At 43.9% G+C, this 16341-nt stretch carries 18 protein-coding genes and 1 pseudogene; 4 read left to right on the top strand and 15 right to left on the bottom strand.

Annotation, left to right across the window (positions count from 1 at the left end; genetic code table 11):
* Window positions 1-251 precede the first annotated feature (251 nt).
* On the top strand, window positions 252-1778 hold the full coding sequence (locus LI074_RS04100) for a CapA family protein (protein ID WP_173697783.1): 1527 nt from the start codon (window positions 252-254) through the stop codon (window positions 1776-1778).
* On the opposite strand, the gene LI074_RS04095 is transcribed toward LI074_RS04100, so the two are convergent.
* From LI074_RS04095 to metG, 5 genes are all read right to left on the bottom strand, one after another.
* Window positions 1772-2551, bottom strand: a complete 780-nt coding sequence (locus LI074_RS04095) for a TatD family hydrolase (protein WP_173697782.1) — start codon at window positions 2549-2551, stop codon at window positions 1772-1774. The two genes, LI074_RS04100 and LI074_RS04095, sit on opposite strands and share 7 nt — an antisense overlap.
* Window positions 2552-2700: 149 nt before the next feature.
* The gene (locus LI074_RS04090; protein WP_008705366.1) at window positions 2701-3129 is read right to left on the bottom strand and encodes an MOSC domain-containing protein; all 429 of its coding nucleotides are present in this window, start codon (window positions 3127-3129) and stop codon (window positions 2701-2703) included.
* A 166-nt stretch (window positions 3130-3295) separates the two neighbouring features.
* Complete coding sequence (locus LI074_RS04085) at window positions 3296-3784, bottom strand: MogA/MoaB family molybdenum cofactor biosynthesis protein (RefSeq protein WP_022379966.1); 489 nt, start codon at window positions 3782-3784, stop codon at window positions 3296-3298.
* Window positions 3785-3910: 126 nt separating this feature from the next.
* Window positions 3911-4387, bottom strand: coding sequence for a cyclic pyranopterin monophosphate synthase MoaC (gene moaC, locus LI074_RS04080; RefSeq protein ID WP_022379965.1), 477 nt, complete (start codon window positions 4385-4387; stop codon window positions 3911-3913).
* A 262-nt stretch (window positions 4388-4649) separates the two neighbouring features.
* Complete coding sequence (metG, locus tag LI074_RS04075; RefSeq protein ID WP_330597637.1) at window positions 4650-6716, bottom strand: methionine--tRNA ligase; 2067 nt, start codon at window positions 6714-6716, stop codon at window positions 4650-4652.
* A 907-nt stretch (window positions 6717-7623) separates the two neighbouring features.
* On the opposite strand from metG, the gene LI074_RS04070 reads away from it, so the two are divergent.
* Together LI074_RS04070 and LI074_RS04065 are read left to right on the top strand one after the other, a co-directional pair.
* Window positions 7624-8037, top strand: a complete 414-nt coding sequence (locus LI074_RS04070; protein ID WP_008705371.1) for a Fur family transcriptional regulator — start codon at window positions 7624-7626, stop codon at window positions 8035-8037.
* 260 nt (window positions 8038-8297) lie between these two features.
* On the top strand, window positions 8298-8843 hold the full coding sequence (locus LI074_RS04065) for an NADH peroxidase (RefSeq protein WP_008705373.1): 546 nt from the start codon (window positions 8298-8300) through the stop codon (window positions 8841-8843).
* 92 nt (window positions 8844-8935) lie between these two features.
* On the opposite strand, the gene LI074_RS04060 is transcribed toward LI074_RS04065, so the two are convergent.
* From LI074_RS04060 to rpmG, 8 genes are all read right to left on the bottom strand, one after another.
* Window positions 8936-9280, bottom strand: a complete 345-nt coding sequence (locus tag LI074_RS04060; RefSeq protein WP_227295887.1) for a hypothetical protein — start codon at window positions 9278-9280, stop codon at window positions 8936-8938.
* Window positions 9281-9521: 241 nt separating this feature from the next.
* Window positions 9522-9587, bottom strand: coding sequence for a DUF6783 domain-containing protein (locus tag LI074_RS18100; protein WP_349826297.1), 66 nt, complete (start codon window positions 9585-9587; stop codon window positions 9522-9524).
* The gene (locus LI074_RS04055) at window positions 9584-10579 is read right to left on the bottom strand and encodes a D-alanyl-D-alanine carboxypeptidase family protein (RefSeq protein WP_265107643.1); all 996 of its coding nucleotides are present in this window, start codon (window positions 10577-10579) and stop codon (window positions 9584-9586) included. Before LI074_RS04055 ends, LI074_RS18100 begins: the two co-directional genes overlap by 4 nt.
* A 472-nt stretch (window positions 10580-11051) precedes the next feature.
* A complete protein-coding gene (gene rplA, locus LI074_RS04050) occupies window positions 11052-11744 on the bottom strand; it encodes a 50S ribosomal protein L1 (RefSeq protein WP_055200248.1) in 693 nt (230 codons plus the stop codon).
* 61 nt (window positions 11745-11805) lie between these two features.
* On the bottom strand, window positions 11806-12231 hold the full coding sequence (gene rplK, locus LI074_RS04045; RefSeq protein ID WP_008705378.1) for a 50S ribosomal protein L11: 426 nt from the start codon (window positions 12229-12231) through the stop codon (window positions 11806-11808).
* A 70-nt stretch (window positions 12232-12301) separates the two neighbouring features.
* Window positions 12302-12817, bottom strand: coding sequence for a transcription termination/antitermination protein NusG (nusG, locus tag LI074_RS04040; protein ID WP_008705379.1), 516 nt, complete (start codon window positions 12815-12817; stop codon window positions 12302-12304).
* Window positions 12818-12832: 15 nt separating this feature from the next.
* Entirely contained in the window at window positions 12833-13042 is a 210-nt protein-coding gene (gene secE / locus LI074_RS04035; RefSeq protein WP_008705380.1) for a preprotein translocase subunit SecE, read from the bottom strand.
* A gap of 52 nt (window positions 13043-13094) precedes the next feature.
* Entirely contained in the window at window positions 13095-13244 is a 150-nt protein-coding gene (gene rpmG, locus LI074_RS04030; protein ID WP_025578252.1) for a 50S ribosomal protein L33, read from the bottom strand.
* 98 nt (window positions 13245-13342) lie between these two features.
* Here rpmG and LI074_RS17735 point away from each other — a divergent pair.
* Window positions 13343-13615: pseudogene (locus LI074_RS17735) on the top strand (DUF6783 domain-containing protein); the annotation flags it as partial.
* Between the two features lie 87 nt (window positions 13616-13702).
* Here LI074_RS17735 and LI074_RS04025 read toward each other — a convergent pair.
* A complete protein-coding gene (locus tag LI074_RS04025; protein ID WP_008705382.1) occupies window positions 13703-14440 on the bottom strand; it encodes an SDR family NAD(P)-dependent oxidoreductase in 738 nt (245 codons plus the stop codon).
* 149 nt (window positions 14441-14589) lie between these two features.
* Window positions 14590-16332: a thiamine pyrophosphate-binding protein gene (locus LI074_RS04020; protein WP_008705384.1), complete on the bottom strand. Its 1743-nt coding sequence runs from the start codon at window positions 16330-16332 to the stop codon at window positions 14590-14592.
* Window positions 16333-16341: the final 9 nt, after the last annotated feature.

The raw sequence follows: 16341 nt of genomic DNA, 5'->3' as shown, positions 1-16341 counted from the left end.
CTAAAATACTTTGTCTCACAAAGCATTTCTGGCAGGTTTTCAAAGAATTTCTCTCTTAATTCTTTCTTTGAACCATGAAATTTGTTATAATGAATAGATAGATTACAGTTCATACGCTCCTGTCTCATTTCCGTATGCAGTCTGCAATGAATTTGAGATACGGTACTGAGGACAGCAATACAGGCTGCAGATTGCTGTAACTGTTCAGCACTCTCACTGTTAAGAACTATTTTAGTTAAAGGGAATTTTCTATGAAAAAAAATAATATGCCACTTAATTTACGGGAGAGAATCAACTCCCGGATCAGTCTTCTGTGTTCTGTTATTGTTCTGGTTCTGCTCGTTCTGGTGATGCATCAGATGGATTACACCCTGATCCGTAAACCGCAGAAAGAAGCAGCAGAAGCAGCGGCTCTCAAGGAACAGCAGGATAAGATCAAAGCTGAAACACCTGTCATCTCCACTGCAAGTGTAATTGCTGTTGGAGATAATCTTTATCACAGCAAGCTGTATGAATCCGGCGAAAATGACTCCGGCATATGGAATTATGACCATATCTACACTCATGTTCTGGACCAGATCCAGGCTGCAGACGTAGCCATGATCGACCAGGAAACGGTTTTTGCTCCAAGCCACGATGCTGTCAGCACTTATCCTTCTTTTGCCACTCCCCAGGAAGTGGGAGATGCCATTATCAAAGCAGGGTTTGATGTAGTGGAATCTGCCACAAATCACGCCGATGATTATGGATATGACTATCTGAAAAGTACTCTGGATTTCTGGAGCACCAATTATCCGGATATTCCTGTACTTGGCATCCACGCCACCCAGGAAGATGCAGACACTGTCAAAGTAAAAGAAGTGAATGGTATTAAGATTGCTTTTCTTGACTATACATACGGCACCAATAATTCCGGTGCAGGCGAAGGATATGAGTACATGATCGATATCTTTGATAAGGATAAGATCACCACAATGATCCAGAAAGCCAAAGAAATCAGCGACTGCATCATCTTTGTGGCTCACTGGGGAACAGAAGATGAAACCATGCCAAATGAATACGAGAAACAATGGGCCGCTTTTCTGATGCAGCAGGGTGTTGATGTGATCATTGGCGGTCATCCGCATGTGCTTCAGCCTTACGGACAGCTTTCTGATGACCAGGGACACAATACCACCATATTCTACTCCCTCGGAAACTTCGTTTCCACCCAGCAGGAACTCCCGGAACTTCTGGAAGGAATGGCAAGTTTTACCATACAGAAATCAACTCTGAACGGCAAATCAACCATCCAGATCCTTTCTCCGGAAGTGAAACCTATGGTCATGCATTATAATCACGATAACGGAGAATACGGACCATATATGCTGGATGATTATACAGAAGAACTTGCTTCTTCCCACAGTGTAAGAAATGTGATCGGTGATGAGTTTACTCTCGATAACCTGAAAGCTAAATTTAAGGAAATCATGTCCATGAATGTGAAGCCTTCCACAAATACAAACCTGCTGAACGTCAAGTTTGACTGGGAGGGCAACATGATCGACAAAACTACCGGAAATGTAGTGGAAGATACAGAATCCATCCACTCCTGGGAATATCAGGCAGACACATCAGACGGAACCGAAGACTCTTCCGACGTTTCTGACAGCTCTTCAGATGAAAGTTCGGATGAAAGTTCGGACGAAAGTTCAGATGAAAGTTCAGATGAAAGTTCGGACGAAAGTTCGGATGAAAATTCAGATGATTCTTCAAACGAATATGACAGTGGTTATTGATGAATTCCCAGCAGTTTCTCTGCATTCTGTCTGGTCACATCAATAACCTCCTCTGCTGTAATTCCCTTCAGTTCTGCGATTGCCTGTGCTACATAAGGCAGATTTAATGACGAATTTCTCTTACCTCTGTTTGGCTCTGGAGACATATAGGGACAGTCTGTTTCCAGAACAAGCTGAGACAGGGGTGCATACTGAACCGTCTCTTTCAGTTTCTTTGCGTTCTTAAAAGTGACAACTCCGCCGATTCCCAGATACAGTCCCATTTTCAGATATTCTGCCGCAATCTCCCTGCTGTATGAAAAACAATGAATGATACCGCCATACATACCACCCTGCATATATTCTCTGACGATATTCAGAGTATCCTCGGCAGCTTCTCTGCTGTGGATCATAAACGGAAGCTTCTCTTCTCTGGCAATGTCAAGCTGGGCGCGAAACATTTTCTTCTGGATCTGATGTTCCTCTTCTTCCTTATGCCAGTAATAGTCCAGCCCGATCTCACCGATTGCCACCATCTTGTCCATATGGGATAATCTGCGAATCTCATCCAGAGTCTCCTGTGTCATCTTATCTGCATCATCCGGATGGATTCCCACTGCTCCATATACAAAAGGATATTTCTCCATCAGCTTCACAGTATCCTGAAAACCGCCTACAGATGCACAGACATTCACAATCTTCTCAATCCCTCCATCGTACATAGACATAAGAAGCGCTTCCCTGTCTGTGTCAAAGGCCTCGTCATCATAGTGCGCATGTGTATCAATAATCATTTTTTCCAATCTCCTCATGTAATCTTAATTTATAGCACTCCCTGTAAACAACACACGTCAAGGATATCTGACGCAGGATTTCGCGCTCTGATAAGCCGGATCAATATACATTATTTATGAGGATTGCTATAATCCGGTTAAAAGATCTGTTACAAAATTACCAGCTCATCCCCCGGGTGGATCACACCTCCGTGGAGAACCTTCGTAAAAACTCCCTGTTTCGGCATAATGCACTCTCCCATTTTCTTAAAGATCGCACATCCGCTGTGGCATTCTTTTCCAATCTGTGTCAGCTCCAGGACTACATCATTGCACTGGAATTTCGTGCCGATCGGAAGTGTGGCAAAGTCGATTCCCTGAACCACAAGGTTCTCTCCGAATGCCCCGTCTTCTACCTCTGCACCTCTGGCGCGAAAATCTTCAATCTTGTCAAAAGAGAGCAGACTTACCTGACGGTGCCATTTGCCGGCATGGGCATCACCCTCGATTCCCCAATCCTCAATTACTTTAATCTCCGGAACACTTGTCTTCTGTATTCCCTTTCTTTCACTTGTACAAACCGCAATTACTTTTCCCATAAGATTATCCCTTTTACCTTCCTGTTTTAGTTTCAGATACTGTTTTCGTATCTGCTCTTCCGTTTATTGCCGTCAGCTTATCTTCTCTGCTTTGGCTCACCGATTTCTCTTTTCGTCAGTACATTCTGACGCTACTCTGCTTTCTTATCCCTGTTATCGCCATCAGTTATCTTGCGCAGTTCCCTGCTTCCCCTGTCATGATCTCAATGCCATGTCCAAGCGCATCAATAATATACTCCAGGCTCTCTTTTACAGCTTTCGGACTTCCCGGAAGATTGATGATCAGTGTTTTTTTTCGGATACCTGCCGTAGAACGGCTGAGCATGGCGCGTTTCGTGATAGTCATGCTGTACGCACGCATTGCCTCCGGAATCCCCGGTACACGTCTGTCAATAATATCCTCCGTTGCCTCCGGTGTAATATCTCTGGGTGAAAAACCGGTTCCGCCTGTTGTCAGGATCAGTTCCGCTGTGCCGCTGTCTGCAATTTCCGCCATTCTCTCTGACAACATCTTTCTGTCATCCGGCAGAACATCTTCAGACACAACCTCATATCCATTCTTCTCAACAATCTCTCGGATCGCAGGTCCGCTTAAATCCTCACGTTCTCCGCGATATCCCGTATCACTGGATGTAATGATCGCTACTCTTTTCATTTTATAAAAACCTCCCTGTCGGGCAGATAATTTTTTTCGTTATCTGCCATTCTGTATTTCCATTATACACATTTCTTTCATTTTACCCAACAAATATTTTGCAAATCGCAAAGTAATTTGTGGATATCAAAAATGAAAATCTCCACTCTTACCACCCGTCTTTTCAACCAGATGAATATTGGACATTACCATATGCTTGTCAATTGCCTTACACATATCATAAATCGTCAGAAGCGTCACCTGAACCCCTGTCAGTGCCTCCATTTCCACACCGGTCTTGCCTTCTGTTTTCACTGTACAGAAAGCGCGGATAATTCCGTTTATCTCATCCAGTTCATAGTCTACGGAACATTTCTGGATCGGAAGCGGATGGCACATGGGAATCAACTCAGAAGTCCTTTTCACTCCCATAATCCCCGCTACACGTGCTACTCCAAGCACATCTCCCTTTTTCACAGAACCCTCTTTCACAGCCTCCATGATTGCTTCTCCTACATGAATCTCACCTGTGGCAACTGCTGTTCTGTAAGTGATATTTTTCCCGGAAACGTCTACCATAACTGCGTTTCCGTTCTCATCAAAATGATTAAAACCCTGTGACATGATCAAAATCCCCCTGTTTAAGTTTTTACAAAAAGCGAGGCTCTTATTGTACGGGAACATACAATAAAAGCCTCGCCTGTTCATCACGATACGGTTGGAGTCTTTACCCACCGAAATTGACGACATCATGAATACTCATGAGTCAGTCACTCCCCTTTATCTAAATATTAATATAGCTTTTGAGAGTGTATTTGTCAAGATAATATTCGTAAGTTTTCACACATTTTCGCTACCATTCGCTTTGTTCTCAGTAATACAAAGATCAGCAGATTTCTGCACCTGCAGGCATTTCCTTTTCCGGTACCATCAGGGAAAGGTTTCCGTCTGCATCTTCTGCGCAGAGGATCATTCCTTCACTGAGTACACCGGCAAGTTTGGCTGGTTTCAGGTTTGTGACTACCATAACCCTCTTACCTACCATTTCTTCTGCACTGTAGTGTGCTTTGATTCCGGATACGATCTGACGCACCTGGCTTCCGATCTGTACCTGTGAGCAGAGAAGTTTCTTTGATTTCTTTACTTCTTCACATTTGATGATCTTACCAACCTGGAACTGAAGCTTGCCGAAATCTTCAAATGTGATCTCCGGTTTTGCTTCGATATCAATTACGTCTTCTTTTTCTTCTTTTGCAGGTTCTTCTGCTTTCGGCGGATGAAGCTCTGCCACCTTTGCAAGTACCTCTTTCAGGTCAAGGCGGGCGAAAAGGATCTCCGGTTTTTCAGTTACTTTATTTCCTGACGGATAGAGGCCAAAGGTCTTAAGGTCTTCCAGTTCTCTGTCCTGTGCATTTAACTGGGCAAGGATTCTCTCTGTTGTTTCCGGCATAAAGGATTTCAGCAGAACCGCACCAATGCAGATTCCCTCAACCAGATTGTAGAGAACTGTTGCAAGACGGTCTTTTTTCTCTTCATCCTTAGCAAGAGCCCATGGCATTGTTTCGTCGATGTATTTGTTGCAGCGTTTGAAGATTGTGAATACTTCTGTCATTGCATCTGCCACGCGGAGTTTATCCATTTTTTCGTTTACTTTGGCAGGTACGGAGAGAATGAAGTTCTTCAGATCATCATCTACAGGTTCTGTAACGCCTTTGTTTTCTACCACACCGCCGAAATATTTGTTTGACATGGAAATGGTACGGTTTACAAGGTTTCCAAGGGTGTTAGCGAGTTCAGAATTGAGACGCTCTACCATCAGTTCCCATGTGATCACACCATCATTCTCGAATGGCATTTCATGAAGTACGAAGTAGCGGACTGCATCTACACCGAAGAAGTCTACCAGTTCATCTGCATAGATTACGTTTCCTTTGGATTTACTCATCTTTCCATCACCCTGGAGAAGCCATGGATGTCCGAATACCTGTTTCGGAAGCGGCAGATCCAGTGACATCAGGAAAATCGGCCAGTAAATTGTATGGAAACGGATGATGTCTTTACCGATCAGATGCAGGTCTGCAGGCCAGAGTTTGTTAAACTGGTCTGTGCTTTCGCCATCGCAGTCGTAGCCGATTCCTGTAATATAGTTTGTAAGGGCATCAAGCCATACATATACTACGTGTTTCGGATCAAAGTCTACCGGGATTCCCCATTTGAAGGAAGTTCTGGATACGCAAAGATCCTGAAGTCCCGGGAGAAGGAAGTTGTTCATCATCTCGTTTTTACGGGATTCCGGCTGGATGAAGTCCGGGTGTGTATTGATGTAGTCGATAAGTTTGTCGGCATATTTGCTCATTTTGAAGAAGTATGCTTCTTCTTTTGCAGGTACACATGGGCGGCCGCAGTCCGGACATTTGCCGTCTACAAGCTGGGATTCTGTAAAGAAAGATTCACATGGTGTACAATACATTCCTTCATAGTGTCCTTTGTAGATGTCGCCTTTTGCGTACATTTTTTTGAAGATTTTTTTGACCTGTTTTTCGTGGTCTTCATCTGTGGTACGGATGAATTTGTCGTAGGATGTGTTCATCAGATCCCAGATTCTTTTGATCTCACCGGATACGTTGTCTACGAATTCTTTTGGGGTGATTCCGGCTTCTTCGGCTTTTAATTCGATTTTCTGACCATGTTCGTCGGTTCCTGTCTGGAAGAATACGTCATAGCCCTGCTGACGTTTGTAGCGGGCGATGGCATCGGCAAGGACGACTTCGTAGGTGTTGCCGATATGGGGTTTGCCGGATGTGTAGGCGATGGCGGTGGTGATGTAGTATTTCTGTTTTTCCATGGTTTGTTGTCTCCTTTTTTGAATGTGGACGCTCCGGAAAATATAATTGTTTTCTGTGCGGTTTCGGGAGCTAGGAACTCTAAGTGTCTGAAAATCAGCTAAAACCATTCGAAAAAATCTCAAACTCGCTTCGCTCAGACAGTGAGATTTTTTCGAATAACGCAGATTTCCAGGCACTAAGAGTTGCTACACTCCCTGCAAATGCACAGAAAACAATTATATTTTCCGAAGCTGATGTTTAAAAATGGTAACAACTGCTCCTTATTTATGGAAGAAAAACATAAATTCTTCATGGTAGGAAGGAACTGGTGTTGGGGGAAATAATTCCTCTCTGTCGCAGTGTGATCCTGCCCGGAAGGCTTTTTTTGTTATAGGAACATTACAGAGTAATTTCCTATAACATAAAAAACGTCTCCTCAGATTATCTGAGAAGACGAGTATTACCCGTGTTACCACTTCTGTTCGTTTCCGGGCTCGCGCGGGGAAACCTTGGGAGGTACGTTATGATACCTCTACGCTGTAACAGGCGTGCCTGTCGCTGCCTAAAGCTGTTGGCTCTCAGCAGTGCCTCTCGGAAGCCATCTTCAACCTGCTCCTTGCATATCCCTCTCAGCCTTTGAATCTGTGATATGTGATCCATGGGGATTTCTCTGTAATACGGTCTGCGGATCTACTCTCTTCTTCAATGAGTTTGTGTTATTTCGTGACAGCACTCCGCTCTGTGATCGTGGAACACTGTTAGCTATAGGAAATAGTTATTTCCTGTTATAGGGAAAATATAGCACATTTTGGTGGATTTGTAAACCCACATCGTTATTGTTCACTCCGTTCTCAGTAACGCAGCCAAACTATAACAATTCTATAAAATAATAATTTTATATCTTGACAATTTCAATCCAATATTGTATAGTATCAATATCAGTAATGATTATCGTTATTGAATAGATTATAACTGCAACTATCCTGAACAGTTATGATAAATCATTTGCGAGTAAACAGGGAAGGGAGGAATACCATGGCGACACTGAAATACAGCCGTCAGAGGGAATCGATTAAAGAGTTTCTAAGAACCAGAACAGATCATCCTACTGCCGATGTGGTATATGAGAATATGAAGCTCATCTATCCGAATATCAGCCTCGGTACGGTATATCGCAACTTATCTCTGCTGGCTGATCTGGGAGAGATTAAGAAGCTTTCCTCTTTCGCCGGAGCGGATCACTTTGACGGGCGGACCGAGAGGCACTGCCACTTCATGTGTATCAGATGTGAGCGGATCATCGACCTTGAGAGCGAGGGAATTCACCACATTATGGATCTTGCAGGTGAGAACTTCAAAGGAAAAATTACTGATTACAGTGCCAGATTCTTCGGCCTGTGTGAGGACTGCCTGAAAGAGACAGAAGGCAACTCTGATAGTTCAAAGTAGTTTTTGCTTACATCATTAGTGGCCAAATTGGGAATAACAACTAATGATAAAAAGTTGCAAAAAAGCTAAAATTAAACTTGACTTTTTCAATCAAGTATGGTAATCTTAAATCACAGAAAACAGTAATAATTACTATTATTAAAAATTTACTTTTTCTACCGCACAGACGGAAAGCAGTAAGAACTAAACGATGCTGAGATAATCAATTTATTTTCTGGCATCCCTAATAAATTCATTAAAAAGAAAAGGAGATTTTAATTATGACAAAATGGGTATGTAGTGTATGTGGTTATGTTTATGAAGGTGAGAAAGCTCCGGAAGCCTGTCCTGTATGTAAGGCACCGGCTGATAAATTCGTAAAGCAGGATGGCGAAATGTCATGGGCTGCTGAACACGTTGTAGGTGTTGCTCAGGGATCCAGCGAAGACATCATGGCTGATTTAAGAGCAAACTTCCAGGGTGAATGCTCTGAAGTTGGTATGTATCTTGCAATGGCAAGAGTTGCTCACAGAGAAGGATATCCGGAAATCGGTTTATACTATGAAAAAGCAGCTTATGAAGAAGCAGAACATGCTGCTAAATTCGCTGAATTATTAGGTGAAGTTGTAACAGACAGCACAAAGAAAAACCTTCAGATGCGTGTAGAAGCCGAGAACGGTGCTACAGCTGGTAAAACAGACCTTGCCAAACGTGCAAAAGCTGCTAACCTTGACGCTATCCATGATACAGTTCATGAAATGGCAAGAGACGAAGCAAGACACGGAAAAGCATTCGCAGGTCTTCTTAAGAGATACTTCGGAGAATAATTCTATCGGAAAATCGCATAAAATAAACCTTTTAAAGGGAGAACCTCAATGGTTCTCCCTTTTTATCCGTTCGTATTTTCATCACTGGAAGCTTAACTGGATTTCGCCTGAAGTCTGGCAACCTGATCTGTCAAAGCATTCATCTTAACCTCATTAATCATAATCCTGTTCATCCAGGTAGCCGACACATCCATCTTATTGATAAGATTCAGATGATTCTCTGCAAGGATAGAAATATTCCTATCCGTTATGTTCTCCAAATGCAGTTTGATATCTGCAAAGTTATTTCTGGTCTCTTCTTCAAAACGCTTCTGACGCTCTTCCATTCGGTCCATTCGGCTTTCGAATCCATCCATTCGACTTTCAAATTTATCCATTCGCGTTCCAAATCCTCTGACCTCTGTCAAAACAGCTTCCAGTATTTGTCTGTCTGTCACCACTTTCACCTCCTCTGTAGCCCGTATCGTTCTTTTGTATGTGATTGATTATATCACATACATAAAAATATGTCTATAAAAATCTATAAACATTAGAGTGTATTTGGAAAATGCGTTACTGTTCACTCCGTTCGCAGTAACACGCTTCGCGATGCACAGAATTTATGCTGATCGCATAAATTCGCGCGGTATGTCTCGGGTTTTCTGTGATCTTTGCTCACAAAAAACACCTCGCGGGATATTACCAGTGAACAGTAACGAAAATGCTCCCCACAAGATGTGCGTCACAATTTGTGGGAGATTTTATTTATTATTATCATTCATCTTCGCCTCAACCGCCGCACCAACCCTGTTATAAACAGTCACAGCATCCTGAATATGCGGAATCGTATTTCCATCTGCTCCTGAAGCACCTGCGGAAACAAAGATATATTCCCTGCCCTCAATCTCCGCAAAACTCACCAGACAGTGCCCTGCCTCACTGGTATAGCCGGTCTTGCCACCGAGGATTTTTCCACCTGTGACTGTCGGATCAGACAGATTTTTAAACATTGTACTGTAGTAAGTAATTCCATCCGGGTGGATATTTGTAACTCCGGTAGAATGTCTGGAGGTCTCCACAATCTCACGAAACGTATCATTCTTAATGCAATACTTCATCAAAACAGCAATATCCTTAACCGTACTGTAATGATCCGGGTTATGCAGTCCTGTAGAATCACAGAAATGAGTATTCTCCATTCCAAGCTTCCTTGCTTTCTTATTCATCAGCTCCGCAAAATCCGCCTCTGAACCACTGATCGTATCTGCCAGCGCAATACAGCACTCTGCCCCCGAAGGCAACATCGCACCATAGAGAAGATCAATCACCCGGACCTCTTCCCCCGGCTGAAAACCTGCCTGTGTAGCATCCTGCTCATACAATCCGGAGAACATCTCATTCGTCAGAGTAATCTTCTCATCCAGATCATCAAAATTCTCAATCCCCAGTATCACAGTCATAATCTTCGTCATAGAAGCCGGATAAATCTGAGCCTCCCCGTTAATCTCACCCAGAATCTTACCTCCCCTGGCCTGCATCAGGATTGCATTCGGACTGTTGATACCACTGATATCCACTTCCTTCAGAACCGGCTGCTCAAACTGCTCAAACCACTCCTTCACGCCCTTATTCCATCCGATCATGATAACCAGCGCACAGATAATGATCACCTCAACAAACACACAAGCCACAATCCTGCCCCGGTATCTCCACGCATAACTTCTTCCACCGCTCTTTTTCTGTCTCCTGCCAGCCACAATAACGCCTCCTGTCTGCCTCTATAACATTGCTCAGAAAAAATATATCTAACAAATCTCTAATTCATCCCCCTACTATAACACACCCTTACCAAATCCTGTAATCTTCCATTCCTGCACACCCATACATTGTATCTTTCTCCCTATATCCAATACCTTTCCGTTTTCCCCCGCCCGCGAAACCATTGTACAGCGCAGGAAAATATTTGTTTTCTGATACATCTACAGGAGGTGTAGCAATACTTAGCTTCCGGGAATTTGCGTTATGCCGGAAAAATTCACTGTCTGAGCGAAGCGAGTTTGAATTTTTCCGGCATGGTTTTAGCAAATTTCCGGAAGCTTAGTATTCCTGCCTCCGCAGCCGTATCAGAAAACAAATATTTTCCTGTGCGTCCCCATACCCGCCACCCCCAAAAAGAAACGCAAAAAGACCCCCGGAGCATCTCCGAGAGTCTTAAATTGCTAAAATCTATTATGCTAATTTCATCGGGTTGATCTTCACACCAGGTCCCATTGTCGGAGTAATAACAACGCTCTTTAAATACTGACCTTTCAGTGTGCTTGGTCTAGCCTTAACGATAGCATCGATCAGCGTCTGGAAGTTGTCGCTTAACTGTTCCTCTGTAAAGGATGCTTTACCAACCGGAACATGAATGATGTTGGTTTTATCAAGACGGTACTCAATCTTACCTGCTTTGATATCGTGAACTGCTTTAGTAACGTCCATTGTTACTGTACCAGCTTTCGGGTTTGGCATTAAACCTTTCGGTCCAAGTACACGACCAAGACGACCTACAACACCCATCATATCTGGAGTTGCAACAACAACGTCAAAGTCTAACCATCCTTCGTTCTGGATCTTCGGAATAAGATCCTCAGCTCCTACGAATTCAGCACCTGCTGCTTTTGCTTCTTCAGCTTTAGCATCTTTAGCGAATACTAAAACACGAACTTTTTTACCAGTACCATGTGGCAGAACTACTGCACCACGGATCTGCTGGTCTGCATGACGTCCATCGCAGCCTGTACGGATATGAACTTCGATAGTTTCGTCAAATTTAGCAACTGCAGCTTTTTTAACTAAGCTGATAGCTTCTGCGGTATCATATAATGTAGCGCGGTCTACTGCTTTAGCAGCTTCCACGTATTTCTTTCCTCGTTTCATTTCTATAACCTCCTGTGGTATTTGCGGGGAACGCCCTCCCACTTACTATTTAATAATAAAATTAATCAACTACTTCGATTCCCATACTTCTTGCAGTACCAGCGATCATGCTCATAGCTGCTTCGAGGGATGCTGCATTTAAGTCTTTCATCTTAAGTTCAGCGATTTCCTGAACCTGAGCTTTAGTAACCTTAGCAACTTTTGTTTTGTTCGGTACGCCGGAACCGGATTTGATCTTAGCAGCTTTCTTAAGAAGAACTGCAGCCGGCGGAGTTTTGGTTATGAAGCTGAAACTTCTGTCTGCATAAACAGTGATAACTACAGGAATGATTAAGTCTCCCTGATCTGCTGTTCTTGCATTGAACTCTTTTGTGAACTGAACGATATTTACACCGTGCTGTCCAAGAGCTGGACCTACAGGTGGTGCTGGAGTTGCTTTACCAGCCGGAATCTGTAATTTGATATATCCTGTTACTTTCTTTGCCATTTTTCGGCACCTCCTATGTGGTATTGGCGGGGGTTTATGGTCCCTCCCACGATATTGTTACCTTTGCTTGTTACATCTGTTTGATTTCTGCGAAACTAATTTCTACCGGCGTTTCGCGGCCGAAAAGTTCAACATTGATCGTTGCTGTCTGTTTCTGCACATTAAGGGCAGTGATAACACCAACGGTATCTTTCCAGGCACCGCCTGTGACAACAACTGTATCACCCTCTGCGAAATCGACCTGAATTTCCTCTTTCTTGATACCAAGAGGAAGCATCTCTTCCTCGGTCAACGGTACCGGCTTGGACCCTGGTCCAACGAAGCCTGTCACACCTCTGGTGTTACGGACAACATACCATGTATCGTCATTCATAACCATGTTGAGAAGTACATAGCCAGGAAACATTTTCTTCTGAACCTGTTTCAGAGCCCCGTTTTTCAGCTCAGCCACTTCCTGCAGCGGAACACGAACTTCAAGGATCTGGTCTTCCAGGTGTCTGTTTTCGATGGTTTTTTCAATATCGACTTTTACTTTGTTCTCATACCCGGAATAAGTATGAACAACATACCATTTCGCTTCTGACATACAATCACCTTATCCTTATTTCATTAAAAGATTAATGCCTTCGAGAATAAATGAATCCATGACGCTGATCAGTACGCAAAGCACGATCGACACGCAAACTACCACGATAGTCTGCTTAATCAGTTCATTGCGGTCTGTCCAGACAATCTTCCTGAATTCTGACTGAAGTCCCTGAAACCAACTCTTCTTCTGGCTCTTGCCAGCAGATTTTTCATTTCCTTGCATAGCCTGACCTCACAATTCTCTGTGAGTAACTGTTTCGTCCAGTTACCTTGGATTACTTTGTTTCCTTATGCAGAGTGTGTTTGCGGCAGAACTTACAATATTTCTGAGTTTCCATTCTCTCAGGATGGTTCTTTTTCTCCTTAGTCATATTGTAGTTACGCTGCTTGCACTCGGTACATGCTAATGTAATCTTAACGCGCACAACTTCCACCTCCAGTGTTTTCATTTGCATGGTCATTTTCCTCATGCCGGACGATGTATCCGTCATCTTTTCGGGCATAAAAAAAAGACCTAACTTCCATGTCGCTTGTCAAGTTTATCACACATGGCATGCCTAAGTCAAGTCTTTTCTTATTATTTATGCCTATATTTCATCGCATATTTTTTACAGGAAACGCAGCTATCCGACGCCGTATGGTATTTCTTCTGAAAATACCCATATCCTTTTCTTCAATCTGCCATAGAGTGTGTCTGAAAAATCATTCCCGCAATCTACACGCCCCACTTTGCGGGATATTTCACCCGAATTCAGTTGCCGTAGCCCGCTACGGCGCCCTCATCCGGGCAAAATATCCCACAAATTGTGACGCACATCTTGCAGAAAGCCTTTTTCAGACACGCTCTAGCTCTCCAGAAATATTTTTCTTCTGTTGAACTTTATCAGAAGTAATCATATCCTCCATGGATATCTACAATACTTCCATTCATGTAGTTATTGGTAAGTATACTGTACGCCATATCTGCCACGTCTTTGATCTCACCGAATCTGTGCAGTGCGATCTTGCGGTTGATGCGTTCGTAGCTTTCCGGTGTGCGGTTCTCATGCCAGGGCGTCTGGATGAAACCGGGGGCAATGGCATTGACTGTGATGCCTTTTGGCTCAAATTCCTTTACCAGCGATTTGGTAAGGAAGTGGATGGCAGCCTTGGTCACGCCGTATACCAAAGAGGAGGAGTATGCCTGCTGCCCTGCATAGGAACCCATGAAGAGTACTCTTCCGCCCTCTGTCATAACAGGCATAAATTCTTTGACCATAAATACAGGTACAGACAGGTTGGTATTTACGATCTTATTCCATTCCTCGAAAGTGTAATCCTGAAATTTATCGTAAGTGCTGATTCCCGCATTGCTGATCAGCCAGTCTACGTGTCCTGCTTTCTCTTTTACTTCTCCGACGAAATTCATCATATCGTCATAGGAAGACATGTCCGCTTTCAGAATAATAAGCTTCTCCTGGTCTTCCGGTTTCAGGCTGTCCCAGAATTCATTGGCTTTATATGCATTGTGAGCGTAAGTGGCAAAGATCAGATCATCTTCTGCTGAGTTTGCTAGTATCTTCTCCACAATACCGCGTCCGATTCCGGAGGTGCCGCCTGTGATCACTGTTACCTTGCTCATTTTATATTCCCTCTTTTTATTCATCTATAATACAGACAGATCTGTTCTCTGTCATGCGGGAGTCTCCCCACTTCCATAAAACGGACTGCCTGCAAAAAAATTCCTTCTATAATTATATATTCCACATTACCGAAATATATTCTTCACTCCTACAATTCCATCAGTCTGTCATAAACTTCCTTCGGTGCATATGGCTGCTGATTATGGATCGGTTCACCCAGACAGGTCTTGGGATATGCAAAAGTTCCATGCTCCAGCATAACTTCCAGAAGTTTCGGACCTTCCCCTTCCAGAAATTCCGGTGCTTCTTCTCTGACTGCATCGCAGAGCATTCTCAGTGCGGGAATGCCGTAAGCCTTTGCCACCTCTGCGAAATTACAGGAAGCAAAACCGCAGCCGTCTGTGGTTCCTGCGAACAGACAGTCAAAATAATCTCTCTGCAGGTGACGGATCATGCCAAGTGCTTCATTATTCATAACCATGATCTTAACAGGAAGATTCTCTCTCTTCACCCACTCCAGTTCCTGGATATTCATTTGGAGTGCACCGTCTCCGCAGATGCAGGCGGTCGGTTTTCCGGTTGCATAATACGCTCCGATAGCTGCCGGAAGCCCGTAGCCCATAGCTCCATGTCCGCCGGAGAAGAGAAGTTTCTGTCCTTCATGATTCTTGAATGACTGGTAACTCCACACCATATGCTGTCCTACATCCACTGCGATCGCGGAGGTATCCTCCAGCATATCACTGAGGTCTGCGATCATACGGTTCGGATATCTTTCCGGCGTGGCATCATCAACTGCCTGAAGATTTTCCTTAATCTCTGTGCAGACATTCAGCCAGTCACTGATCCCCTCTGTATCCGGAGCTGCTGCTTTTGCAAGACAATCGATTACTGCACCTGTCTCTGCCTGCAGCTTCACTTCATTGATACCATTCTCATGGATATCTCTCTGAAGATTGTATGGATCAATATCTATACGTATGATCTTTGCACCTCTGGCAAATTCATGTACTTTGGTTCCGATCTGCCTGGTACACAGAGAAATGCCAAAGCAGAGAAGCAGATCGCTTTTTGCATTGGCGATCATATTTGCATAACGGTGTCCATAGGCACCGCCGATGCACCCGAAATTCAGCGGATGGTCGTATCCCAGAACTGATTTCGCCAGAACGCTGGTGATGATCGGAATCTGTCTCTTCTGTGCAAAGCGGATCAGTTTCTGCTGGCTGAAGCTGCTGTCCACGCCATGGCCCAGCATGATCACCGGACGTTTTGCCTGTTCCAGTGCTTCCAGAATCGTATCTGCCGCCTGCTGTGCTGCAGCTGCATCTGTATGTTTGTCCTCAAAAGTCATGTCATAGACCGGATTCTCCACTTCACTTCTCTGGATATTCATGGGAAGATCGATGAGCACCGGTCCTCTGCGTCCTGTGGTTGCAATATGGTATGCTTTATTTAATTCCTCCACAATGTCCTCAGGGTTTCGTATCTGAACAGCATATTTGGTAATCGGTTTCGCCATTGCCACAATATCTGTCTCCTGGAATCCCTGCTGACGCAGCCCCTTAATCCCTGAATACTCATAAGTGTTCAGCTGTCCTGTGAGAAAGATCACAGGCAGGGAATCATAATAGGCATCTGCCACACCACTCAGAAGATTGATGGCTCCCGGTCCGCTGGTAGCATAGGCGCAGGCACATTCTTCCTTCGCCTGTGCGTATCCGCAGGCTGCAAAAGCTGCCCCCTGTTCATTGTAACCGGAATGATTCTCTGTCTCCGGATTTCTCTCAATGGAGTCTACCAGATGTGCGATCATGGTTCCCTGATAGCCGAAGAAATGGCGGATTCCTTTTTTCTGCAAAAACGTAACAATATAATCTGAAAGTTTCATGTTCCCTCC

Origin of the sequence: Blautia sp. MSK18_10 (assembly GCF_020553185.1) — a bacterium.
GTDB classification, from domain to species: domain Bacteria; phylum Bacillota; class Clostridia; order Lachnospirales; family Lachnospiraceae; genus Blautia_A; species Blautia_A wexlerae.
The sequence above is the reverse complement of the archived record's forward strand: the minus strand, read 5'-3'. Positions and strand labels throughout refer to the sequence as shown.